The following is a 23,570-nucleotide window of genomic DNA, read 5'->3' on the forward strand; positions in this document are numbered from 1 at the left end:
TTAAATCTGACTAAAACCCGAAATTCAAACTAACCTGATAAGAACGTATGTTAGGCATCGTATTATGGTCAGTTCCTCTGTCCCAGGCAGAGTTGTTACCTGCTGGTTCTCCAACTGCTGCACTACCACCCGAACTGATTTCAGGATCAAACCCGGTATATCCTGTAAAGGTCAGCAGGTTTCTTCCGGAGAACACCAATTGAAGTTTTCTGAAAGTCTTGATATGCAAAGCCTTAGCCAGATCAACACCAATTGAAACGTTTCTTAAACGCAGGAAAGAAGCATCTTCGTAGAAATAGTCTTTGGTTGCGTTATTACCACGGGCTGTATAAACTCCGCGATAGAAAGCAGTCCATGCACCTGTTTCACCATTAATAGTGATTGGTTTTTCGTAATCACTGTGGATACCGTCACGATACATCCATTCTTTCGTCTGGTTGTAAATATGGCTTCCGTTAACCCAGTCAAACTGGAATCCGAAATTGATAAATCCTTTATAGGTAAAATCATTAATGAACGATAAATTAAACTTAGGGTTAGGATCTCCGAAGCTGTATTTATCTGTAGTGAAATAAGGTTGTTTAGTTGTTTTATCAACTACAAATCCGTTACTCGCCACTTCATATTTACTTTGATCGCCTTCAGGAATTTCATAAGATCCGTCCGGTTTTCTTGCTTTCAGATCATGAACAGCTTTAAAGCCATATAACTGACCGATTTTCTCTCCAGCTTTCAAGACATAGTTGGTACTACCAGCATTAGAAAGAATTACAATTTCACCATTTCCTGTAACCCAGTCAATCTGAGAAGATTGTTTACTGAAGTTAACCGTGGTATTCCAGGTGAAATCACCTTTTTTGAAAACTGTTGCATTAATTGAAGCCTGAATACCGTTCGATCCGATACCAAAAGCATTTGTTTTGATCGTTCCTGCTCCTGATGATGGCGCAGCATCCACATTCCAGATCGCTCCGTCTGTAGAACGCTTCCAGTAAGTAGCAGAAAGGCGAAGGTCATTAAACCAGTTGCTTCCTTTGCTAAGATTGAAACCAAAATCAGCTCCCAATTCAGTTTCAGTAGAAACCTCCACATTTAAGTCTGGGTTAGACTGAGCTGTAGGATAGTAGAATGCACTGTTAGAACCAATATTTCTTGTACCTAATGTTACATAACGGTCAAATGGTCTTGGCTGAATACCTGCTTGTCCGTAAGCTGCTCTCAGTTTAAATTCAGAGAATGTTCCGGAAATCTGACTATCTTTCCAGAAATCCAATTGAGAAAGTCTCAGATAACCATCAGCTCTCGGGAAAGTAAATGGTTTAGAACCTGCACCAAAGGCAGAAGAGTAATCCGTTCTGAAACCACCTGATACTCCGGCAATGTCGCCATATTCAAATCTTTGGTTTACCAGATATCCATAGGTTACAAACGGCTCACTGAAAGTACCTCTTGGGTTTCCTGTTACCGAGTTAAAATCCAACGGACGAGTCAGGGTAGTTGTTCCCTGAGCAGGTGTGTACGGAGTGTAAGTAGGCAAACCTAACTGATAAGTAACATATTGATTATTATTTTGCTTACGATAATCAAAAGCAACCTGAGTAGTAGTAGTAATAGGAAGACTCAGGTTAAAGTCTTTCTGAAAATCCGTACGGATGGTTGCAGTTGCCAGAAAGTTTTGGAAAACTTTTGAAATACTGAAATTATCAATCTCCCCTAAAGCATTTGAAGCATAGTTTCCTACATAGTTGGTAGGTCTTACACGAATATTGCCATTTTGAGATTGGTTAGCATATTGATAAACGTCTTCATCACGTTGGTAGTTAATACCATATTTCGCATCCAGTTCCAAAAACTTATTCACTTCGTAGTTCAGGTTAAGGTTTTGAATTACATCTACTCTGTTATCCTGACGATCAGTATATTGCTGATAGAAGTTCGGGTTCAAACCATTCACACCAGCTGCATCTCCGACATAAGCTGCATAGTTGCCGTCAGAAAGAACCGCCTGATAGTTGGCAAAAGGACGAGTGTTATTGATACTGTAAAGAATCGTTCTGTCAGGAGTCTTTAAGGTATTTTTGGTATAAACCAATTGAGTAGTAGAACGGAATTTCAAACGAGGAGCCAATTCAGCACCAATATTTGCCACAAGGTTTGTTCTTGAATAGTTACCGTTGTTTACGATATTACTTCCCTGTGTATTGTTAGAAAGTGAGAAAGCAAAATCCAGTTTTTCTTTTCCTCCTGTTACTGAAACACTGTTGTTGTAAGTATAAGCAGGAACAAAGAAGAAACTATAATTGTCATAAAACTTCAGGTTAGCATTATAAGGCTTATTCAGCTGGCTTTTCGGATCTAAGGCATTGTACTGAACGTTTTCACTGTAAAGTCCGGTTACAGGATCCTGAGTAAGGGGTTTTCCTGATGCACCGATTACATTTCCACTGGCATCAGTGGTAAAAGCATGATATTGTGCCTGACGCAATCCTCCTACATTCAGGTATTCATTGCGGGAAACACTTGAAGAGAAATCAATATTTAACTGACCGGGTTTTCCTTTTTTAGTGAACAACTGGATTACACCGTTCGCACCTTGCGCACCATACATAGTGGCAGAAGCAGCACCCTGCACCACCTCTACTCTTTCGATCGTATTCAAATCAATTGAGTTTAAATCAGTAGATGCAACCTGAATACCATCAATCAGAATGATGGGAGAAGTACCTTTATTGATCGTGTTAATACCTCTTAATACAATACTTACAGGAGCACCGGGAGTACCGCTTACTGAAGAAATCTGTGCTCCGGCAATTTTACCGACAAGAGCCTGATCCACTGAAGCAGTAGGTGCCTGTGGAAGATTTTTAGAAGTAATGGATTCTACAGCAAAACCTAATTTAGCTTTACTTGTTGCAACCCCAACCCCGGTTACAACAACTTCTGATAATTGTCTGGCATCGGTTTCAAGTTTAGTATCAACTACAGATTTCCCGTCAATAGAAACCTCTTTTGTTGACATCCCGACAAAACTAAATTTCAATACCCCGTTACCGGATGGTACTGAAAGTGAATAAGCGCCTGTAGCATCAGTTGTAGTTCCTTTATTGGAACCTTTCAGCTGAACAGAAACACCCGGAAGACCCGAACCATCCTCGGCCGAAGTCACTTTGCCTGTAATTTTCCTGTCCTGAGCAAAAACACTCAAGCAAGACGAGAAAATTAACAGCAAACTCATTAGTAAAAATTTCTTCATGAACAAGTTTTAGTTAAAGTTGACAAAAGTTTTATGGATTAACACTTGCTAATTTATATAATTTGTATTTAACAAACAAAATGCTTTTGAAAACTTTTTAATTCAAAAAAGCCAAAAACATAAAATTTTCAATAAAAAACAGATTATAGGCTCGAAAATAAACCTCATTTTGAGAAAACTGACAAAAATCATCTTTCAATAATTCCACAAAAAATCACCACAAATCTATTAAAATACTATACTAATAGACTATACATTTCGACATATACGAAATTTTATTTGGCCACTCTACAGATTATTAAAATATTTTTCCTTTTATTGATTTTTATCAATATTTTCTACTTTTCTAATCAGTTCTACTTATATACCTGATAGCACAAATCAGTCAAGAATTGTACTTTTTTAATATTGCGCAAATATTGCGCATCATGAAAGCTGTTTTTGCCGTTCAATCAAAATTGCAATTTCCAAAGATTTAGTATGTTCATAACCTATTGTAAAAAGCTCTTTTGCTTTACTTATACTGAAGGGATCGAAGTCACGCAGACCACCCGGCTCTATGACAAAATCACAGCGATTTGCTCTTGAACGTGTGTTATTGTTAATGGCGAGTAACAGCGTTTTTTCAATAACCGATTTCATTGACACCAATCTTTTCGGCACTCCATAAGGATTACAATGGCTTCCTATAATAAAATCACATTTTCCTTCTAATGGCTCGATCGGCATATTATTGAGCACTCCGCCGTCTATGTAAATCTTATCATTAAACCTGACTGGTTCAAAAAGCCCGGGAATACAACATGAAGCAAGAATAGGTTTAATCAATTCTCCCGAACTGAAATATTCCGTTTCTCCTTTGTATAAATCTGTGGCATTGATTGTTAAGGGAATTTTTAGATTTTCGAAAGAATTATGGGGAAGGTATTTGGCATAAAGGTTCTCAATATTTTCTATTTTAAATAAACCTAAACGACTGAGGGCCGGACGAAAAGTCCGGTATGAGATATTGGAAACAACTATTTCAAAAATATGGTCAGGGGAATATCCGGCAGCAAACATCGCCCCCGCAATCGAACCGGCACTACAGCCAGACAGCATATCGGGCTGAATACCCTGCTCTAACAATCCTTTCAAAACACCCAGATGAGAAAATCCTCTTGCTCCGCCACCTGAAAGAACCAATCCAATTTTCATATAATTTACCGGTTTATTTAAAGAGATTATTTTTAACTGCTGCTTCCGAATTTAATTAACAAAACCTAACTTACCAACTCATCAACTTATTAAATATCAGATTACATGAAATTTTATAGTATTGACGCAGGTTTTTTTAAATTGGATGGCGGAGCAATGTTCGGAGTTGTTCCTAAAACTTTCTGGAATAAATGGGTTCCGGCTGATGAAAACAACCTTTGTTCCTGGAAAATGCGCTGCCTACTGATTGAAGACGGAGATCGTCTGATTCTGACAGATACAGGAATGGGCGACAAACAGGATGCCAGATGGCAATCTTATTATTATCGTCATGGAGAAGGTGAATTGGTCAAATCTATCAGAAAAGCAGGATTTTCTGAGAAAGAGGTGACTGATGTTATTTTAAGCCATCTTCATTTCGACCACTGTGGCGGTGCCGTCAGATGGAATAATGACAGAACAAAATTTGAAATGACTTTCCCGAATGCCCGGTATTGGAGTCATTCTGCTCATTTCAATTGGGCGATCAATCCGAATCCCAGAGAAAAAGCTACTTTTTTTAAAGAGAACATCCTCCCTATTCAGGAATGCGATCAGTTATATTTTATCGATAAGCAATCTGAAAAGCCTTTCCCGAATATAGATTTCCTGCTGGCTGACGGGCACACTGAAAAAATGCTGATGCCTAAAATCACCTGCCATGACAAAGAAATACTGTTTATTGCAGATACCGTTCCCTCACACGCACATTTACATGTGCCTTACGTGATGAGTTATGACATAAGACCTTTACAAACTATGGAAGAAAAAGAGGCAGTTTTAAAAGCAGCAGCAGCCAAAGAATGGATTTTGTTTTTCGACCACGACCCGGAATTTGATTGTGCTACGGTTGAATTGACTGAAAAAGGTTTCAAAGTGAAGAACAAAGGTCAGATTAATGATTTCCTCTAATTCAGAAAGGGCATTGCAAACCATGCAATGCCCTTTTTATGGAAAATTCACCTTATTCTACTACGATTTCATCTACAAAAAGCCAGGCCATATCTCCTGCTCCCGGATAATTCTGCGGAATCTTCATCAGACAATTTGCCGTAACTTTCAGCCATTTTGGCTTAACTGCCGTTTTTAAATTGAGGGAAACATCTGTGGCTCCTTCTTTCTGTGGAAATTCCACATTTGTCTCTGCTAATAATGTATAATCTGTTCCATTTTCAGATGACCAGACAGATACTTTTGAAGGAACATATACCCAGGCACCTGGTCTGTGAAAGAATCTGAATGAGACTTTTGAGACTTCCGTTTGTCCTGATAATTCAAAAGAACCTATGAAATCTGTTCCATTCCAGCCAAGCCATTCATTATCACTAAAATTGGCATCGTTAGCGAGAATACCATTACTCAGAGCCTGTACACCACCTTTATTATAGGATTTATTGGGTGGAGTAACTAATGAAACAGGGATTCCGGCAGCTTTATGGAGGACAAATGTTCTTCGGATTTCGTCCACCACTTCTCCATTCATTACAGAAGCAGCTTTTAAGGTACTTGATTGACTAACCTTAAAAGGTTCTTTGTAAAGTGTTGATTGTAAAGTTGGCTTGCTTCCGTCAAGTGTGTAATAAATGGGGGCATTGTTATTCTGACTTTGTAAAACCAGATTAAGGCTTCCATTCTGTCTTTGGGCCTGTGGCTTTATCTCGTAAAAATGTCGGGCATAGTTAATCTGGCTCTGATCAAAATATTTAATCCAGTATTGTAACCGTCCTAAAAAGTCATTGAAATCTTTAGACTCTTTTCTTGACCAGTTTACCTCAGCCAAAGCAATTGCCCTTGGGAAGGTCATATATTCAGCATGCGAGCCTTCGGGGACACATTCTGTCCATAAATTTCCCTGAGAACCAATAATATTCAGACCTTCTTCCTTCGTTAAACCTTCTGGAATTGGTTCGTAAGAATATATTTTAGCCAAAGTTGTCAAGCCACCGAATGCTTTAGGCTCATCCGTAGATTCAGACTGATAATGATCGAGATAACAATGTGAGCCAGGCGTCATGATTACCTGATGCTTTTCCTTTGCAGCTTTGATCCCTCCTTCAATTCCCCTCCATGACATCACCGTTGCATCTTCAGCAATTCCGCCATCAACAATTTCATCCCAGCCAATAATTCTGCGGCCTTTGCTATTAACATGTTTTTCTATTTGCTGAATAAAATAACTTTGCAATTCATCCAGGCTTTTCAGACCTTCATCTTTCATTCGTTTCTGACAAGCCGGACATTTTTTCCAGGCCTGTTTTCCGGCTTCATCCCCTCCGATATGAATATATTTGCTTGGGAAAATCTCAATTACTTCGTCAATGATATCACTCAAAAATGCAATAGTCTCATCCTTAGGACAATACTCTCCCTGTGTCTCCAATTGTTTTCCAGTACTATCCTGACAAGCAAACTGAGGATAAGCTGATAACGCAGCATTAGAATGCCCTGGCATTTCAATCTCAGGAATTACGGTGATAAATCGCTCAGCAGCATACTTTACAATCGCTCTCATTTCATCCTGAGTATAATATCCTTCATTCGTCGGCCATTGGGTAGATGTGGCAGTATGCAATTTAGGATACTTTTTACTTTCAAAACGAAATGCCTGTCCGTCAGTAAGATGCCAGTGAAAACGGTTTATTTTTAAACTTGCCAGGGCATCCAGGTATTTTTTAAGAAAATCCACCGGCATAAAATGTCTGGAAACATCCAGCATGATACCTCTGTAAGCGAATCTCGGTACATCTTCTATTTTCGCACAGGGAACTTTCCAGGTCTTTTCCCCTTCCTTGTGAGTAATAATCTGGCGTAAAGTCTGAAGCGCATAAAATACGCCTTCAGGTTTGGAAGCGGTAATCTGAATTGATTCGGGCCTGATGTTAAGTAAATATCCTTCCGGATTAACCACACTTTGATCCAGACGAATCAGCACCTGGTTATTCGGATATTTTGGTTTCGTTTTTGCTGTTTTCAGCTCAACTCTACAAAACCGCTCATATTCCGCTTTGGCCCAGATCAATACTGAATCGACAGATTTTTCCCTGCTTAAATTGATAAACTTTGTACTGGTATTTCCGGTAAAATATCCTTTCCCGGGAATGAGTGACTGAGGTTGGGGGATAATCGGATATTTCGCAGACTGAGAAAAGGCGACGAAAGAAATAAGGAACAGAAATACAGTTTTAGAAAACTGAAAAAATTGCAGACGTTTCATTAGAAAATTATTTTATCGAAAAACAGGATAAGTATAAAGAGTACTTAATACAGCAAAGTACGTTTTCATTATTTCTATCATTATCCTTATCTGCATCGCCTTAAATAATTTCATACAAAAACAGAAGCATCTTTACTCTTTTTTTCCTAAACCCGACTGATAAACTTCCAGGACACGTTTTCTGGCAAAATTATGGTCTACCATCGGCTGAGGGTATGACGAAGTATTTAATTCCGGAACCCATTTTCTGATATACTCCATATTTTTATCGAATTTCTCTGTTTGTAAGGTCGGGTTAAATACCCTGAAATACGGCGCAGCGTCACATCCGCTTCCTGAAGCCCACTGCCAGCCCCCATTGTTCGCAGAAAGGTCAAAATCTATTAACTTTTGAGCAAAATACGCTTCTCCCCAACGCCAGTCGATCAATAAATGTTTGGTAAGAAAACTTGCCGTAATCATTCTCACCCGATTGTGCATAAAACCTGTCGCATTTAGTTCACGCATACCTGCATCGACAATCGGATAACCCGTTTTTCCTTCACACCACAATTCAAACTCTTCCGGGTTATTTCGCCAGGTAATCCTGTCATACTCTCTTTTAAAGGCCTCACCCTTACCCACCTGAGGAAAATGAAATAAGATACTGAAGTAAAAATCCCGCCAGATCAATTCATTTAACCAGGTTTCTGATAATCGCAGCGCCTTTTCTGCCAGTTCACGGATGCTAACCGTACCAAACCTTAAATGAACCGACAGTCTGGTTGTTCCTTCAATTGCAGGAAAGTTTCGTTGTTCCTGGTAGTGAAGAATCAGATTTTCTTCTACGATTCTAGGCGAAAAATTTTCAGTTAGTTTTTCAAAACCCATTTCTTCCAGTGCAGGAATAATAAAAGGTTCTGTCTGTAAAAAATTGCTGAAATACTTTTCGTTCGGATAAGATTTCAGGTAAAATGTATTTAGTTTTTCTTTCCATTTCCTGCTGTAAGGTGTAAAAACTGTATAGGGAGATCCGGCACCGGAAAGTACTTCATTCTTCTCAAATATCGCCTGATCTTTATAAGTTCTGAAATCCACGCCCTCACTTCTGACAAATTCCTGTACCATTTCATCCCTTTCCAAAGCATAAGGTTCATAATCATGATTCAAAAAAATGGTTTCCACGTCATATTCCTCAAGAAGTGCCGGAAAAACCTCTGAAGGACTGCCGTATTTCACCAAAAGAGAGGAACCTGACTGCCGGAGCTGATTTTGTAAATCATGAATAGCCTGATGAATAAAACTTACTCTTCTGTCTTTTTTATCTTCCAGTTTATCAAGAATTTCCCGGTCAAAAATAAAAACAGGCAGAACCGGATATCCCGACTTTAACGCATGATATAATCCGGCATTATCATGTAATCTCAAATCTCTTCTGAACCAGAAAACGGAAACTTTTGACATAATCTTGAAAATAGTAAATCAAATACAATGTTATTTATTCATCTAAACTGAACGTTAAATAAGAATGTTTATCATTTCGGCTGATAAAATTTGGGAATGAATGAAAATATAATTTTCTTGTTCCAAAATTCAATTAATTCCTCAATAAACCCTAAACAGTATTTTTATGGAAAACCAAGTGCTGGCCGGAGTCGGAAACCGACTTTTGGCTGTAATCATTGACATAGTACTTTTTGGCCTTGTTTTTGGCGCTCTCATGATGATTTTCTTCGGGTCGGCTTTTTCTACCGGAGTTTCTGATGGAAATGCCGCAATATTCGGAGCAGGATATATCGCCTTAAACGGTTTTTCTGTTGTTGCCCAAATCGCCTATTTTGCTTATTTCGAATCATCTCCGAGTCAGGCTACTATCGGTAAAAGAATTATGAAAATTAAAGTAGTAGACGCAAATGGTCAACGCCTCCAGACCAATACAGCTATCATTAGGTCAATCAGCAGATTGATTTCCGGTATGATATGTCTGATCGGTTACTTTCTGGCATTTTTTAATAAAGAAGAACAGACTTTACATGACATGATTGCTAAAACTTATGTGGTTAAAGCCTGATAAATACAAAAAATTCTCCTTTGATAAAATTATTTTAGCGGTTATTATTTTGATAATAACCGCTTTTTATTATTTCGCAGACTTATTGGATAATCCGGTTCTTCCTGTCTGCATTTTTCACAAATTCACGGGTTTTTATTGCCCCGGATGCGGGGGACAAAGAGCATTTCAGGCATTACTGCACAGAAAACCATTGGATGCATTACAATACAATCCATTGATTTACATTATATTACCATTAATTTTCCTGAAAGTATTGCAGGAATTATTTCCAGGTTATTACCTTAACAGATTAATCCCGGGCAAAACATTTTTCTGGTCAGTAATCTGCCTGATCTGTGCCTTTTGGATACTAAGAAATGTACAATTTTACCCCTTCAATTTATTAGCTCCGAAAAATTAGGAAGAGGATATTATAAACTTTATATTGACAAGCCCCCCCTCCAAATTGTATCTTTGTAAGAATCGGTACAAAACGATAGTGATTTGTTCAAGGTCAGAAGGATTTATTCACACCAAAATAGATTACAACTAACCCTTTATTGTTCAAGAATTTGTCGTTTCCACAAAAACCAAAATCATAAATCCGTATGAAGTTATCTGAATTCAGATTTGACCTTCCACAAAGCCTTATTGCATTGCATCCCCCTGAAAACAGAGGTGATTCAAGATTGATGGTTGTTAATCGCAAGACTAAAACCATTGAACATCGTATGTTTTCTGATATTCTCGAATATTTCGATGATGGTGATGTAATGGTCACGAACAATACCAAAGTTTTCCCTGCCCGTCTTTATGGAAATAAAGAGAAAACAGGTGCTAAAATCGAAGTGTTTTTATTGAGAGAATTAAACCGCGAACATCGTCTCTGGGATGTATTGGTAGATCCTGCCAGAAAGATTCGTGTCGGAAATAAATTATATTTTGGAGATAGCGATCTTGTTGCTGAAGTAATTGATAATACTACTTCAAGAGGTCGTACTATCCGTTTTCTGTATGATGGCGATCACAATGCTTTGATGAAGGCTATCGATGAACTGGGAGAAACACCACTTCCTGACGAAATCCGCTTCAAACGTAAAGCAGAAGCTTCTGATCGTGAGCGCTATCAGACCATTTATGCTGAACATGTCGGTGCGGTTGCTGCACCAACTGCCGGAATGCACTTTTCTAAAATTATTATGAAAAGAATGGAGCTGAAAGGCGTTCATTTCTCTCCGGTAACATTACACGTTGGTCTTGGTACTTTCCGCCAGGTTGATGTCGAAGATCTTACCAAACATAAAACAGATTCTGAGAATTTCGTGATTACTGAGGCTACCTGCCAAAGTGTAAATGATGCGATCGACAATTCTAAAAGAGTTTGTGCTGTCGGAACTACTGTTCTGAAAGCGTTGGAATCTTCAGTTTCTGCTGATGGACATCTGAAACCAATTGAAGGCTGGACAGATAAATTTATCTTCCCACCTTACGATTTCAGAATTCCTAATGCGCTTTTAACAAACTTCCATTTGCCTGAATCTATTTTAATTATGATGACCAGCGCTTTTGGAGGATATGAATTGATTACCAGTGCATATGAGCAGGCTATTAAAGAAAAATATAAATTCTTTAGCTATGGTGATGCAATGCTGATTCTTTAATTTTTGATCTTTGAAAGACTAAATATGATTTCTCATGTTCCTGGAAAATCATATTTAGTCTTTTTTTTTTTAAGTCTTGTCCAAACCTGAATAATGTCTGAGTCAGCAAATTCTTTCAAGAAATATGCCATCATAGTAGCCGGAGGCAGCGGAAGCAGAATGAAAAGTGATTTACCCAAACAATTCATTGAAATTGGGGGGATTCCGATCTTACTACATACCCTTAAAAAATTCCGGGAAGCTGATCCTTCCATTGAGCTTCTTTTAGTTCTTCCGGAATCTCAGATCGATTTCTGGGAAGAACTATGCCGAAAACATGCAGATTTCTCTCAGAATTTAGCGCATCAGGTCATACAAGGCGGAGCAACCCGCTTTCAGTCAAGTCTGAACGGATTGAATATGATTCAGGGAGAAGGATTAGTAGCCATTCACGATGGAGTCAGACCTTTTGTGAGTACTGAAGTCATTCTGAGAAGTTTTAAAACCGCTTCAGAAACCGGAACTGCTGTGGTCAGCGTTGCCTCGAAAGACTCTGTAAGGATTTCGGGAAAAGCTGTTGACCGTTCTACCGTTCGTATCATACAAACACCGCAAACCTTCCTTCTTTCAACCATAAAAAAGGCTTTTCAAAACCCTGAATTACCTACATTTACTGATGATGCCAGCGTGGCTGAAGCAGCCGGTTTCGAAATTCATCTTATCGACGGAGACTACGAAAATATCAAAATCACTACACCGGAAGACTTGCTCTGGGCAGAAGTTCTTCTGAAAAAGAGATAGTTTTGGCCCGTTTTGAATATGTTTTCATAAGTTTCTGTTACCTTAAACCTTTAGAAAACAATCTTTATCTATGCAAAAACGACTTTCAGTACAAGGTTATGTAGAAGGAATCCTTTCCGGTAACAGGGTGATTCTGAGCAGAGCTATTACCTTGATTGAAAGTCAGCTGTCCCAGGACAAAATACTTGCTTCACAAGTTCTGGAATCAATTCTTCCTTTCAGCGGAAAAGCTATCAGAATCGGCATTACCGGTGTCCCCGGTGTGGGAAAAAGTACATTTATTGAAGCTTTCGGTAAATTTCTTACTTCACAAGGCAAAAAAGTGGCCGTTCTTGCCATCGACCCAAGCAGTCAAAAGAGTAAAGGAAGTATTCTCGGAGATAAAACCCGGATGGAACAGCTTGCTCATGACCCCCTTGCTTACATACGCCCCTCTCCTGCAGGTGCTTTCCTGGGTGGTGTGGCTAACAGAACCCGTGAAACAATGCTCATCTGCGAAGCAGCGGGTTTTGATGTAATTATTATTGAAACTGTCGGGGTAGGTCAATCGGAAACCTTTGTACGGGGAATGGTTGATTTCTTTTTACTGCTTATGCTTGCCGGAGCCGGAGACGAGCTGCAAGGATTAAAAAAAGGGATTATGGAAATGGCTGATACCATAGCAATTACCAAAGCTGATTCTGATAATCTGCCCAAAGCAAAACTTGCAAGAGCCGAGTATGAAAATGCAATTCACCTTTTCCCTCCCGAAGAAAGCGGATGGTACGCCAGGGTAATGACTTGTTCTGCCCTCGAAAACGCAGGGATTGCTGAAATATGGGATTTAGTCGAACAACATAAACAATTACTTCAGAAGAATGGTTTTTTTGAAAAAAACCGTCAGAACCAGAATCTGGAATGGATGCAAAATTCCATTCAGCAAACATTAGGAGAACATTTTTATAATCACCCCAAAGTGCAGGAAAGGCTGAAAAATTTACAAAAAGATGTCATTTCCGGAAAAATATTACCCCATCATGCTGCGTTTGAACTATTAAGTATATATATTAAGTAGGAATTTATTCAAACCATTAATACTTTCAATATTTTAAGTTCGTAATGATTTAATCAGGGGATGATCAGATTATTTACAGATTACCGTTCGTTAATTAACAAAGAATCCGGTGATACGAATTTCTGAAATACTGAAAAAGAATAATTTAAAAACGCTGATGAAACAATTCTGGCACAATCTCGCCCGCACTATTCTTAACCACCGCATCCTGTCACTGGTATTATTGGCAATCCTGACCATTTTCATGTCAATTGAAGCCTCTAAAGTTCAGCTTTCCTATGAATTAGCCAAAATTCTTCCGAAAACAGATGAACGCTTTAAGCTGTATGAATCTTTTAAACAAAGATATGGTGAGGATGGCGCCGTGATGGTCATCGCTGCTGAAACAGATCACATGTATGACCTGAATACCTTCCAGCATTGGTACGATCTGGGAGAAATAATTAAAAATACCGGAGGCATAAAAGATGTTATTTCAAATGCAAACTTACCTGTTCTAAAAAAAGATGAGGCTGCTAAAAAGTTCGTTACCGATAAAATTCTGGATAAAAGACCTCAAACTCAGGCAGAGGTTGATGCTGTCAGGGAGAAAATAAAGAACCTTCCTGTTTATCAGGACTTTATTTATAATGATGCCGGAAACGTTCATCTGATGATGGTAACCTTTAATCAGAAAACCATCAACGATCACAGCAGAATTGATATCGTTAAAAGGATTAAGAAAATGGCTCTGGATTTCGGTAATGCCAATCAGGTAAAAATGCATTTTTCGGGTATGCCTTTTATCAGAACAGAATTTACGTCTCAGGTAACTCATGAATTAGGTCTTTTTCTTCTGCTTGCCATTGGTGTTACTTCCCTGATTCTGGCCATCTTTTTCCGGTCGTTGAAAGTAGTTATTTTTGCGTTGATCGTAGTTTTAATCGGAATCGTTTCTTCTTTGGGGATTATTGTATTATTCGGATTCAAAATCACTTTACTTTCCGGTCTGATTCCACCGCTTATTGTTGTAATCAGTATTCCGAATACCATTTTCCTGCTCAACAAATACCATGAAGAATATAGTCTGCATGGCAACAAAATACAGGCACTCAGCACTTCCATTGAGAAAGTTGGTCAAACCTTGTTTCTGGCAAATCTTACCACATTTGTAGGTTTTGGGGTTTTTGCTTTTACGGGTAGTGCTCTTTTAGTAGAATTCGGTATTGTAGCCTCTATCAATGTAATGCTTATTTACCTTGTTTCTTTGGTTTTTATTCCGATCGTTTTCAGTTATCTGCCTCCGCCAAGTGCTAAAAATACCGCTCACCTGGAAGCCAAAAGACTTACCAAAGTTCTGACCACCATCAATTTCTGGGTAAATAATCACAGGGGGCTTATTTATGCCATTATTGTTTTAATTGTCGGGACTTCAGTTTATGGCATGACCAAAATTCAGGCAATCGGTTATATTGTAGATGATTTACCAAGGGATAATGCCATTTTTACTGACCTGAAATTTATTGAAAAGAACTTTAAAGGTGTAATGCCTTTTGAAGTAAATATTGATGCCTATAAACCCGGAAGGGCCCTTACACCTCAGCTTTTAACAAAAATTAAAAGAATGGAAAAGGAGTTTGCCAAATTTCCGGAGTTTACGAAAGGTTTATCACTCGTAACTGCTACAAAATTCATTTATCAGGCCTACCGTGGCGGAAACCCCAAATACTTTGTTTTGCCAGGCATTGATGAGTTAAATAAACTAAAGGAATTTAATGCCAGTCTGGAAGGAAAGCAAAACAGTTTTAATGGTTTTATTGATTCCACTAAAAGATATACAAGGGTAAGTTTTCAAATGGCAGATGTCGGAACAGTCAGAACCAATGAACTGATAAAAATACTTCAGCCCAAAATTGATTCTATTTTTAACTATGATGCCGAAGCCGGGATTATGCATAAAATCGGCGATCCTGAGGGATATAATGCCCAGATTACCGGAAATAGTGTAGTTTATGCCTGGCAAAATGACTATCTGCAAAAAAACTTGGTTGAAAGTACTTTTCAGGCAATTATTCTGATTTGTCTGATTATGGCATTGTTATTCAGAAGCTGGAAAATGGTACTCATTTCTACGTTGCCAAGTCTGATTCCGCTCATTATTACAGCAGGATTGATGGGTTTTTTTGGCATTGCTTTAAAACCAACCACGATCCTGATTTTTTCCATTGCCTTTGGTATTTCATCAGACGGAACCATCTATTTCCTTACCAGATACAAGGATGAATTACTTTCGAAAAACAGGACAATCGCACAGGCCGTTACCGAAACCATTCTCAATACCGGGGTATCCATGTTTTATACTGTAGTAATTCTGTTCTCAGGTTTTTTTATTTTTACCGCTTCAACTTTCAAGGGAACCCAGGCATTAGGAATTCTTATTTCAGTAACATTGCTGATGGCCATGATTTGTAATTTAATCCTTTTACCAGCCTTTCTCATGACTATCAATAAATCTGATTCACGAAAAAAACATTAAGAATCAATCATTTACGAAAACCCTGTCAGGTTCGTTTGTCTGACAGGGCTCTTTTTGCGAAATTTATCAAAAAAAACCTCATCTTGCTTTTGTACTTTTCGTACCTTTGCGAATGGAACGACAATCTTCTATTTATACGCTTCAGTTTTGGCTGCTTTGTCTTAGTAACTTTCTCTTTTCGGCCAGTTTTCAAATGATGATTCCTGAACTGCCAGATTACCTGAGTAGTATGGGAGGAAAAGCTTATATCGGCTATATTATTGCACTTTTCACGTTGACTGCCGGAATTTCAAGGCCTTTTTCAGGAAAACTTTCCGACACAGTAGGCCGGGTTCCGATTATGGCCTTCGGCTCAATTGTTTGTTTTATATGCGGAGGTATTTACCCCCTAATCCATTCTGTGGCAGGTTTTTTATTTCTGCGTTTTGTACATGGCATGTCAACCGGAACGAAACCTACGGCTACAGCAGCATACGTAGCTGATATTATTCCGGAAAGCCGGAGAGGGGAAGCACAGGGAATGTTAGGTATTTTTACCGCTACCGGAATGTCATTAGGCCCAACAATCGGAAGTTATCTGGCAGATATTTTCTCATTGAATACCATGTTCTATGTATCGTCAGGAATGGCCTTGTTCTCGATCATAATCCTGTTGAACATGAAGGAAACCTTACCTAAAGCACAGAAACAGGCATTTAGCCTGAAGCTTTTTAAAATAGGCTGGAAAGATGTTTTTGAACCACGGGTATTTCCAACGTTCTTTGTCATGTTACTCGTATCGTTCTCATCCGGTGTAATTCTGACGCTGATTCCTGATCAGACAAAAATGCTGGGACTGACCAATAAAGGAATTTTCTTTACGCTCTATACCATTGCTTCCCTTGCTGTGAGACTATTTTTCTCTAAAAGTTCTGATCGTTTCGGAAGGGTGCCGGTCTTAATTATTTCGATTGTATTTTTAATCGCTTCCATGTTATTACTTGCCTGGACACAATCTTTCTGGGTTTTCATTACCTCTTCAATCCTTTTTGGTTTCTCATGGGGCTTCAATACACCAACGCTTACAGCCTGGACGATTGATCTTTCTGATGAACGCTACAGAGGAAGAGCGATGGCTACCATGTACATTGCTTTAGAGGCCGGAATCGGACTTGGTGCTTATTTCTCAGGGATGATTTACCAGGGAAATCCTGATAAAATTTCACTTCCGTATTTTATCTCAGCAGTACTGGCACTTATTTCTTTTGTATATTTGATTTATGTTAACAAGAAGTCGAAGACACTTGCAGAAAATTAGTAAACTCATTCAGGGATGATTTTTGAAACGTATTTAGAACAGAAAAACATAAATGCAGAAACCTTTCTTTGGGATAACCCTGAGAAATTCAAGGAGTTAAAGACAATTTTCAACCAGATTCATCCCGAAAGTTTTACCATGCAGAAAAAATTTCTGCTCAATAAACTAAGAAGAAAATACCAGTTGAAAACCTTTTAAAAAGGCTCAGGGGAAAAAAAATACTGGGTTGGTTCGAAAAAAATAAAAATATTCTTATATTTCTGATCACTTAGTATATGTAAGTTTTCTGAGTTTTTCTTCAGCAAATTTAGATATATTAAACTTCTGTATTTTTCAACAAATAAACCTACAAAAGTATGAGCTTACCAATTGGTGAATTAAAAGGGATTTCAACTACAGTGGCTGATAAATTAAAGGAATTAGGTTATCCAACATCTGACCCGTTTCTTGCTAAAGCAGCAACTCCTGCAGGTAGAAATGAGTTGGCCTCTCAGCTTGGTATTTTCCCGAAAGAAGTTTTAGAATTAGCCAATCGTGCTGATTTGGCCCGCCTGAAAGGTATCGGTTCTGTCTATTCTGATCTATTGGAAGTAGCAGGTGTAGATACTGTTAAAGAACTGTCAAAAAGGATTCCTGCCAACCTTCATGCGAAGATTCTTTCAGCTAATGAAAATGACCAGTTAACATCTCGCCCTCCTACCCTTGCAGCAGTTGAGGACTGGGTTGATCAAGCGAAGAACCTCCCTTATATTTTAGAATATTAAGAGAAAACATATTCTTTTTTCAAGAAAAAGCAAACTTTCGACAGGGAGTTTGCTTTTTTTTTGAACTTTGCCAAGAAATTAATTGTCGATATTTGGATTATTTAGTGACCATTCCCACCGGCAAATTTATCTTTAAAACCTTGTTACAACCATGAGTAACTCTCGAAAATTTGAAAGCTTGTTCCCTGCGGAATCTCAAATTCCGGCAGAATTTAACCTCACTCAGCCGATTGAGCAGCGTGAGTATCTAGTTAACGGAGAAATGCGCCAGTGGTCAGGAAAGACCCAGGACGTATGGTCTCCGGTTTATATCCAGACCGAAAAAGGCCTGGAACAAAAACGCATAGGTTCTTATCCTATCACTGATCCCGCCGATGCGATGGAAGTGCTTTATGCAGCCGTAAAAGCCTATAACAACGGTCGTGGAGAATGGCCTTCAATGTCAGTGGCAAAACGCATTGAATGTGTGGAGAAATTCACACAAAGGATGATTCAGAAAAGAGATGAAGTGGTCAGATTACTGATGTGGGAAATCGGTAAATCACTGGGAGATTCTCAGAAAGAATTCGACAGAACCGTTCAGTATATTTATGACACGATTGATGCTCTGAAAGACATTGACCGGAACTCTTCAACTTTTACCATTACTGAAGGAATTATCGGGCAGGTTCGCCGCTCGCCACTGGGAGTTGTTCTTTGTATGGGACCTTTTAACTATCCCCTCAATGAGACATTCACAACCCTGATTCCTGCCCTTATTATGGGTAATACAGTTTTGTTCAAACCTCCGAAACACGGTTCTTTATTACATTATCCTTTGCTTGAAGCATTTAAAGATTCTTTCCCTGCCGGAGTAATTAATACTGTTTATGGTCGTGGAAACTCAGTTATCCCCTGCCTGATGGAATCCGGGAAAATTGATGTATTAACTTTGATCGGCTCTTCAAAAGTCGCCGATAAATTAAAGAAAATGCACCCGAAAGTAAACCGCTTAAGAGCTATTCTCGGACTGGATGCTAAAAACGCTGCGATTGTCACAGAAAGTGCTGACATTGAACTTGCTGTGAAAGAATGTATGCTAGGCTCTTTGTCGTTCAACGGTCAGCGTTGTACAGCCCTGAAAATCATGTTTGTACATAAGTCCGTTGTCGATATTTTCAACAAAAGAATGGCTGAGGAAATTTCAAAACTTCAGTTGGGTATGATGTGGGAAAAAGGAGTTAACATTACTCCGCTTCCTGAACCCAACAAGCCTGCTTACCTTAAAGAGCTGATCGAAGATGCAAAGCTTCATGGCGCCAGCGTAATTAACGAAGGTGGTGGAGAAAGCTACAAATCTTTGGTACAACCGGCTTTGATTTATCCGGTTAACAGTAAAATGAAAATCTGGCATGAAGAACAATTCGGTCCGGTAGTTCCGGTAGTTCCTTATGAAAGCATCGAAGAACCTATTGATTATCTGATTGAATCATCTCACGGACAGCAGGTTTCTATTTTCGGTACTGAAGTAAACCAGATTTCCGAATTGATTGATGCTACCGTAAATCAGGTTTCAAGGGTTAATATTAATGCCCAATGCCAACGGGGACCAGATACTTTTCCTTTCACTGGCCGTAAGGATTCTGCAGAAGGAACGTTGTCAGTAACTGCTGCTTTGCGCTCATTCTCAATCCGCACGGTTGTAGCGACTAAGCAGACACTTGAAAATAAGGCAATTATTAACCAGATTGTTGAAAATCAGGAATCAAATTTCTTATCTACAAGATTCATTTTGTAAGAAAAAATACATTTAACGTTTTAAGAGGCTGCTTCAGGGTTTTGAGGTAGCCTCTTTCTTTGCAACCACATTTGCAACCACATAGAAACATAGGGCACATAGGGGGAATGCTTGGTAACCACATGGGAACACAGCGCATATAGGGGGAACATTAAGAATACATAGAATAAAATTTAAAGGATAGTTTGAGGGCGGATCGAATAGGGAAATGGTCAGACTTATGATGAGGTGATTACCAGATCTGAAGAATCTTTTGTACTTTGTATTTCATTTTACTTCAAACATTTCATTTCTAAAACCTTCATCTTTTAGCTAAATTTTCAAAATATGACTGTAATCGAAACTGAAAGGCTGATTCTTTCTCATCTAACTCCTGAATGCGATGCCTTCATCTTTGAGCTGTTAAATAATCCAACCTGGCTGGAATTTATTGGCGACCGGGGTATAAAGAATCTGGAAGATGCCCGTAATTATATTCTTAACGGGCCGCAACTCAGCTATGAGACAAATGGTTTCGGCTTATACCTTGTGAAACTGAAAACTGATGAAACGCCTATTGGTCTTTGCGGATTGATTCATCGTGATTATCTGGAATACGTCGATATAGGGTATGCTTTATTACCTGAATATACAGGAAAGGGATATGCTTTTGAGGCGGGCAAAGCCACGCTGGACTATGCAAAAAATGTTCTGAAAATCCATCCGGTTGCAGCCATTACAACGGAGGACAATAGCCACTCAATTGCCTTATTAAAAAAACTTGGGCTGAAATTTGACAAAAAGGTTCGTTTTTCTCCTAATGATAATGAAAAGGACGAACTTCTTCTGTTTATAAATTAGCGATGGTGTATCATAAAACAGCCCGGCATGGAAAATGATTTCCGAACCGGGCTGTTTTAGTTTTATGCTGTTTTCTAATTTTTGACAAAATACCCTGCCAGTTTTTCTTCAAGATTACCTGCAGACATATTTCTAAAAATACTTCCGTTTTCAACAAATGAAATTTCACCTTTTTCTTCCGAAACTACTACAATTGCAGCATCAGTATGTTCGCTCATTCCAATTGCGGCACGATGTCTGAACCCCAAAGCCGGAGAAATTGTGCCATTTTCAGAAATAGGAAGCATGCACCTCGCCGCAGCAATTCTTCCGTTTTTAATAATGACGGCGCCGTCATGCAACGGGGAGTTTTTCCCAAAAATTGTTTTTAACAAAGGTTTTGTAACAACAGCATCCAGATGATCTCCGGAATCTATAAATTTTTTCAGATCATCCTCTTTTTCCACTACAATCAATGCCCCGGTATGCGTTGTTGCCATTGACTTGGTAGCTTCTACTATCGCCTGTAAAGTGCTTACATTTTCCTTGGAAATCTTAGGTGTGTAGAATCTCTTTAGTAAAGCATTTTCCTGAAAAGAGGTTGATCTGCCGAGCATAAGCAGAAATCTACGTATTTCCTGTTGAAAAATAATCAGTAAAGCCAGTACCCCAACATTCATAAATTGTCCTAAAATAGCAGACAGCAATTCCATCCCCAATGCCTTCGCAACCAGGTACACTACATAAATAAGAATATATCCGAAAAATACTTTGTTGGCAATACTTCCCTGTATAAGCTTGTATATCTGATAAAGCAGGAATGCTACCAGTAATACATCTAAAACATCAATCCAATCTATTTGAAGGAAACCAATCCGCATATTTTTTTAATTTTCATAAGAGCTGTCCGGGTACTGTAAAAACTTCAGTAAATATTCACAGCGGCAAAAACTCTTTTTATAAAGTTGAGATATTAATAACAAACTATTTTATTCGTAAAACTTTTCGTCCAGTTTCAGGACAATATTCGCATCAGGACAGATGATTGAAAACTTATCCTTTTCAGAGGGCTTGCAAACACCCCAAAAATCGCCCTTTTTCCCCTGCATCTCTGAAATAACCTGAAAATGAAGATGAGGCGGCCAGTTCCCATTCACAGGATAATCCCCGAAAGATGCTATTCTCTGCCCCTTTTCAATAAATTTCCCTTCAAAAAGTCCATTTAGAGACGCTAAATCAAGATGACCGTAAAGCGTAAAGAAAATTGTATTTTCCAATTCATGCTCAACGATGATGGTTGGGCCATAATCTCCAAAATTGTCATTATTCTGAAAACTATGAATCTTACCTGCGAGAGGTGTAAAGACGGGCGTTCCGGCTTTTGCCCAAATATCAACACCTAAATGGATTGACCGGGATTCGTCAGAATGTTGGAAATGATCTCTTTTTTGATAAATATAGCGATTTTCCATGTATCCACCAAAGCCACAGACTGCATTTGCCTGTTTAATTTTTCCGAAAAGATATGCTTCAAAAACTTTGGTGTCGTTTAAATCGATTGTATGTAAATCAGGATTGCCGGCAGTCAGGTCTAGTTTAAGCACTTTATCACTTTGCCAGTTGAAAGGAACAACGGCTGCAAATTCATGCTGATATTTTTTCAGTAAAGTGTTTAACTCCATATGCTCTTTAATTCGGCTGCAAAGGTCTTAAGCGCCGCTCTTTTTGGCTTTATATCCAAGTTTAGTAAGAAATTCCAGTGTTTTTTCCCTGAAATCTCCCTGAAGTAAAATCTCCCCGTCTTTTACCGAACCTCCGCAACCACAATGGTTTTTCAGTTTCTTACCCAATGCATCAAGGTCATCCGTTTTTCCGATAAAACCACTGATTAAGGTAACCTGTTTACCGGCTCTCGCCTTTTTATCTAACTGAATTTTAAAATTCTGCTTTTCAGGGGCAAGCGTATCTGGCTCCTCAGCCTGGTCATAAGAAAAGTCAAAAGTCGGATCGGTGGAATAAACAACCCCTACCGGAATTTTCTTGTTTTTGGACATTTTATAAAAATTAAAACATTATAATCTGATTAGCAAACTACCTTCAAACACTGTTGCCTGATCGTTACATCCACCTCATTAACAGACAATTGATGTGGTTCTCCGTCAAAATGAACCAATAAAGGCTCCTCAGATTTCAGTCTGAAAGAAGTTCCCTTTTCAGTTTCTACATAGCGTGAATTTGGCAAGGTTCCTTTAAAAAGCCTCACCCCGATAATCGGTGCCGCCCCGAAAGGAAAAGGTTTTAAAACCACCAGGTCGATCAGTCCGTCATCAATTTTCGAATCAGGAGAAATCATCGCATTGTTTCCGTATTGAGCGGCATTTGCAAAAGTGATCGTAAAAGCGGTTTTTGACATTTCATGACCTTTATATTCCAGCAGATAAGTCTGTGGCTTATAGGTTCTGAAATATTTCAGCGACATTTTTGCGTAGGTTTTCAGACCACGGGATTTCTGCTTGGCAAATTCGTTTGCTACATTGGCATCAAAACCAACACCGGCTGTACAGAAAAACGGAATTTCGTTCAAAAAACAGGCATCAATTTTAACGGTCTTCCCTGATACAGCCAGCTGAATGGCCTTTTCAACTTTCATCGGAATTTTCAGGTGACGTGCCAAACCATTTCCTGAACCAATCGGAATGATTCCAAGAGCTGTTTCAGAATCAATCAGCTCTCTGGCAATCTCATTCACCGTTCCGTCTCCTCCTACTGCAATAACCTTATCGACTTTCTCTGCCACTGCTCTTTTACTGATCTCCGCACCATGTCCGGCATATTCAGTGAAAATCAATTTTACATTCTTTTGATTCTCTATCAGCTTTATTATTTTGCTTTTCCGGGCTTCTGTTGTCGTTCCGGAGGTAGCATTCATTATAAACCAAATCATATCATAAAACAGATGCTTAGCTGAATGTTTTTCAACTAAAAAAAATAAACATGAGTATTAACACCAGAATAAATGAAAGGTACATCAATCCATCCACGATATAATAATCCTTGTATTTTTCAATAAATTCCCTGAATTTCATATTATCCTTTTATTTTTCTCAAAAAAACCATCCTTTGCCTTAAAAATAGCGCATTTTAAACTCAAAAATACATAAAATTTAA

The 23,570-nt window shown here is 38.7% G+C and carries 19 protein-coding genes; 11 read left to right on the forward strand and 8 right to left on the reverse strand.

Annotated features, from left to right (window positions below):
* Positions 1–10 precede the first annotated feature (10 nt).
* Together BM179_RS11090 and BM179_RS11095 are read right to left on the reverse strand one after the other, a co-directional pair.
* Positions 11–3,253: a SusC/RagA family TonB-linked outer membrane protein gene (locus tag BM179_RS11090; RefSeq protein WP_092016733.1), complete on the reverse strand. Its 3,243-nt coding sequence runs from the start codon at positions 3,251–3,253 to the stop codon at positions 11–13.
* Positions 3,254–3,679: 426 nt separating this feature from the next.
* Positions 3,680–4,450: a patatin-like phospholipase family protein gene (locus BM179_RS11095; protein WP_092016735.1), complete on the reverse strand. Its 771-nt coding sequence runs from the start codon at positions 4,448–4,450 to the stop codon at positions 3,680–3,682.
* A gap of 105 nt (positions 4,451–4,555) precedes the next feature.
* Here BM179_RS11095 and BM179_RS11100 point away from each other — a divergent pair, with 105 nt between their 5' ends.
* The gene (locus BM179_RS11100; RefSeq protein ID WP_092016737.1) at positions 4,556–5,401 is read left to right on the forward strand and encodes an MBL fold metallo-hydrolase; all 846 of its coding nucleotides are present in this window, start codon (positions 4,556–4,558) and stop codon (positions 5,399–5,401) included.
* Between the two features lie 52 nt (positions 5,402–5,453).
* On the opposite strand, the gene BM179_RS11105 is transcribed toward BM179_RS11100, so the two are convergent.
* Positions 5,454–7,703, reverse strand: a complete 2,250-nt coding sequence (locus tag BM179_RS11105; protein ID WP_092016739.1) for a beta-N-acetylhexosaminidase — start codon at positions 7,701–7,703, stop codon at positions 5,454–5,456.
* A 132-nt stretch (positions 7,704–7,835) separates the two neighbouring features.
* Positions 7,836–9,146, reverse strand: coding sequence for a cryptochrome/photolyase family protein (locus tag BM179_RS11110; protein ID WP_092016741.1), 1,311 nt, complete (start codon positions 9,144–9,146; stop codon positions 7,836–7,838).
* A 166-nt stretch (positions 9,147–9,312) separates the two neighbouring features.
* On the opposite strand from BM179_RS11110, the gene BM179_RS11115 reads away from it, so the two are divergent.
* The 10 genes from BM179_RS11115 (at position 9,313) to BM179_RS11165 (ending at position 20,423) form a co-directional block, all read left to right on the forward strand.
* Complete coding sequence (locus tag BM179_RS11115; RefSeq protein WP_092016743.1) at positions 9,313–9,753, forward strand: RDD family protein; 441 nt, start codon at positions 9,313–9,315, stop codon at positions 9,751–9,753.
* Positions 9,737–10,156, forward strand: coding sequence for a DUF2752 domain-containing protein (locus BM179_RS11120; RefSeq protein WP_092016745.1), 420 nt, complete (start codon positions 9,737–9,739; stop codon positions 10,154–10,156). The genes BM179_RS11115 and BM179_RS11120 overlap by 17 nt, the downstream gene beginning before the upstream one ends.
* A gap of 187 nt (positions 10,157–10,343) precedes the next feature.
* On the forward strand, positions 10,344–11,396 hold the full coding sequence (gene queA / locus BM179_RS11125) for a tRNA preQ1(34) S-adenosylmethionine ribosyltransferase-isomerase QueA (protein WP_092016747.1): 1,053 nt from the start codon (positions 10,344–10,346) through the stop codon (positions 11,394–11,396).
* A 93-nt stretch (positions 11,397–11,489) separates the two neighbouring features.
* On the forward strand, positions 11,490–12,176 hold the full coding sequence (locus BM179_RS11130) for a 2-C-methyl-D-erythritol 4-phosphate cytidylyltransferase (RefSeq protein WP_092016749.1): 687 nt from the start codon (positions 11,490–11,492) through the stop codon (positions 12,174–12,176).
* Between the two features lie 70 nt (positions 12,177–12,246).
* The gene (gene meaB / locus BM179_RS11135) at positions 12,247–13,230 is read left to right on the forward strand and encodes a methylmalonyl Co-A mutase-associated GTPase MeaB (protein WP_092016751.1); all 984 of its coding nucleotides are present in this window, start codon (positions 12,247–12,249) and stop codon (positions 13,228–13,230) included.
* 157 nt (positions 13,231–13,387) lie between these two features.
* Positions 13,388–15,745, forward strand: a complete 2,358-nt coding sequence (locus tag BM179_RS11140) for an efflux RND transporter permease subunit (RefSeq protein WP_092016754.1) — start codon at positions 13,388–13,390, stop codon at positions 15,743–15,745.
* A 112-nt stretch (positions 15,746–15,857) separates the two neighbouring features.
* Positions 15,858–17,042 (forward strand): MFS transporter, encoded by a 1,185-nt coding sequence (locus tag BM179_RS11145; RefSeq protein ID WP_092016757.1) that lies wholly within the window; start codon positions 15,858–15,860, stop codon positions 17,040–17,042.
* Positions 17,043–17,398: 356 nt separating this feature from the next.
* Complete coding sequence (locus BM179_RS11155; RefSeq protein WP_092016761.1) at positions 17,399–17,806, forward strand: DUF4332 domain-containing protein; 408 nt, start codon at positions 17,399–17,401, stop codon at positions 17,804–17,806.
* Positions 17,807–17,957: 151 nt separating this feature from the next.
* Positions 17,958–19,583 carry an NADP-dependent glyceraldehyde-3-phosphate dehydrogenase gene (locus tag BM179_RS11160; protein ID WP_092016763.1) on the forward strand — a complete coding sequence of 542 codons (1,626 nt, stop codon included), beginning with the start codon at positions 17,958–17,960 and terminating at the stop codon, positions 19,581–19,583.
* Between the two features lie 327 nt (positions 19,584–19,910).
* A complete protein-coding gene (locus BM179_RS11165; RefSeq protein ID WP_092016765.1) occupies positions 19,911–20,423 on the forward strand; it encodes a GNAT family N-acetyltransferase in 513 nt (170 codons plus the stop codon).
* Between the two features lie 74 nt (positions 20,424–20,497).
* On the opposite strand, the gene cdaA is transcribed toward BM179_RS11165, so the two are convergent.
* The 4 genes from cdaA to BM179_RS11185 all read right to left on the reverse strand — a co-directional run bounded on the left by cdaA (position 20,498) and on the right by BM179_RS11185 (position 23,346).
* A complete protein-coding gene (gene cdaA, locus BM179_RS11170) occupies positions 20,498–21,283 on the reverse strand; it encodes a diadenylate cyclase CdaA (RefSeq protein WP_092016767.1) in 786 nt (261 codons plus the stop codon).
* 108 nt (positions 21,284–21,391) lie between these two features.
* On the reverse strand, positions 21,392–22,084 hold the full coding sequence (locus tag BM179_RS11175; RefSeq protein WP_092016769.1) for a peptidoglycan DD-metalloendopeptidase family protein: 693 nt from the start codon (positions 22,082–22,084) through the stop codon (positions 21,392–21,394).
* A 27-nt stretch (positions 22,085–22,111) separates the two neighbouring features.
* On the reverse strand, positions 22,112–22,456 hold the full coding sequence (locus BM179_RS11180; protein ID WP_092016771.1) for a translation initiation factor: 345 nt from the start codon (positions 22,454–22,456) through the stop codon (positions 22,112–22,114).
* A 29-nt stretch (positions 22,457–22,485) separates the two neighbouring features.
* The gene (locus BM179_RS11185) at positions 22,486–23,346 is read right to left on the reverse strand and encodes a diacylglycerol/lipid kinase family protein (RefSeq protein WP_092016773.1); all 861 of its coding nucleotides are present in this window, start codon (positions 23,344–23,346) and stop codon (positions 22,486–22,488) included.
* Positions 23,347–23,570 lie beyond the last annotated feature (224 nt).

The organism is Pseudarcicella hirudinis, assembly GCF_900115665.1.
GTDB lineage: Bacteria > Bacteroidota > Bacteroidia > Cytophagales > Spirosomataceae > Pseudarcicella > Pseudarcicella hirudinis.

Coding starts and splice junctions, on each gene's coding strand:
- BM179_RS11095 (WP_092016735.1), bottom strand. CDS start 4,450: ATGAAAATTGGATTGGTTCTTTCAGGTGGCGGAGCAAGAGGATTTTCT.
- BM179_RS11120 (WP_092016745.1), top strand. CDS start 9,737: ATGTGGTTAAAGCCTGATAAATACAAAAAATTCTCCTTTGATAAAATT.
- meaB (WP_092016751.1), top strand. CDS start 12,247: ATGCAAAAACGACTTTCAGTACAAGGTTATGTAGAAGGAATCCTTTCC.
- BM179_RS11155 (WP_092016761.1), top strand. CDS start 17,399: ATGAGCTTACCAATTGGTGAATTAAAAGGGATTTCAACTACAGTGGCT.
- BM179_RS11180 (WP_092016771.1), bottom strand. CDS start 22,456: ATGTCCAAAAACAAGAAAATTCCGGTAGGGGTTGTTTATTCCACCGAT.
- BM179_RS11175 (WP_092016769.1), bottom strand. CDS start 22,084: ATGGAGTTAAACACTTTACTGAAAAAATATCAGCATGAATTTGCAGCC.
- BM179_RS11110 (WP_092016741.1), bottom strand. CDS start 9,146: ATGTCAAAAGTTTCCGTTTTCTGGTTCAGAAGAGATTTGAGATTACAT.
- BM179_RS11165 (WP_092016765.1), top strand. CDS start 19,911: ATGACTGTAATCGAAACTGAAAGGCTGATTCTTTCTCATCTAACTCCT.
- cdaA (WP_092016767.1), bottom strand. CDS start 21,283: ATGCGGATTGGTTTCCTTCAAATAGATTGGATTGATGTTTTAGATGTA.
- BM179_RS11100 (WP_092016737.1), top strand. CDS start 4,556: ATGAAATTTTATAGTATTGACGCAGGTTTTTTTAAATTGGATGGCGGA.
- queA (WP_092016747.1), top strand. CDS start 10,344: ATGAAGTTATCTGAATTCAGATTTGACCTTCCACAAAGCCTTATTGCA.
- BM179_RS11130 (WP_092016749.1), top strand. CDS start 11,490: ATGTCTGAGTCAGCAAATTCTTTCAAGAAATATGCCATCATAGTAGCC.
- BM179_RS11090 (WP_092016733.1), bottom strand. CDS start 3,253: ATGAAGAAATTTTTACTAATGAGTTTGCTGTTAATTTTCTCGTCTTGC.
- BM179_RS11115 (WP_092016743.1), top strand. CDS start 9,313: ATGGAAAACCAAGTGCTGGCCGGAGTCGGAAACCGACTTTTGGCTGTA.
- BM179_RS11185 (WP_092016773.1), bottom strand. CDS start 23,346: ATGATTTGGTTTATAATGAATGCTACCTCCGGAACGACAACAGAAGCC.
- BM179_RS11140 (WP_092016754.1), top strand. CDS start 13,388: ATGAAACAATTCTGGCACAATCTCGCCCGCACTATTCTTAACCACCGC.
- BM179_RS11145 (WP_092016757.1), top strand. CDS start 15,858: ATGGAACGACAATCTTCTATTTATACGCTTCAGTTTTGGCTGCTTTGT.
- BM179_RS11160 (WP_092016763.1), top strand. CDS start 17,958: ATGAGTAACTCTCGAAAATTTGAAAGCTTGTTCCCTGCGGAATCTCAA.
- BM179_RS11105 (WP_092016739.1), bottom strand. CDS start 7,703: ATGAAACGTCTGCAATTTTTTCAGTTTTCTAAAACTGTATTTCTGTTC.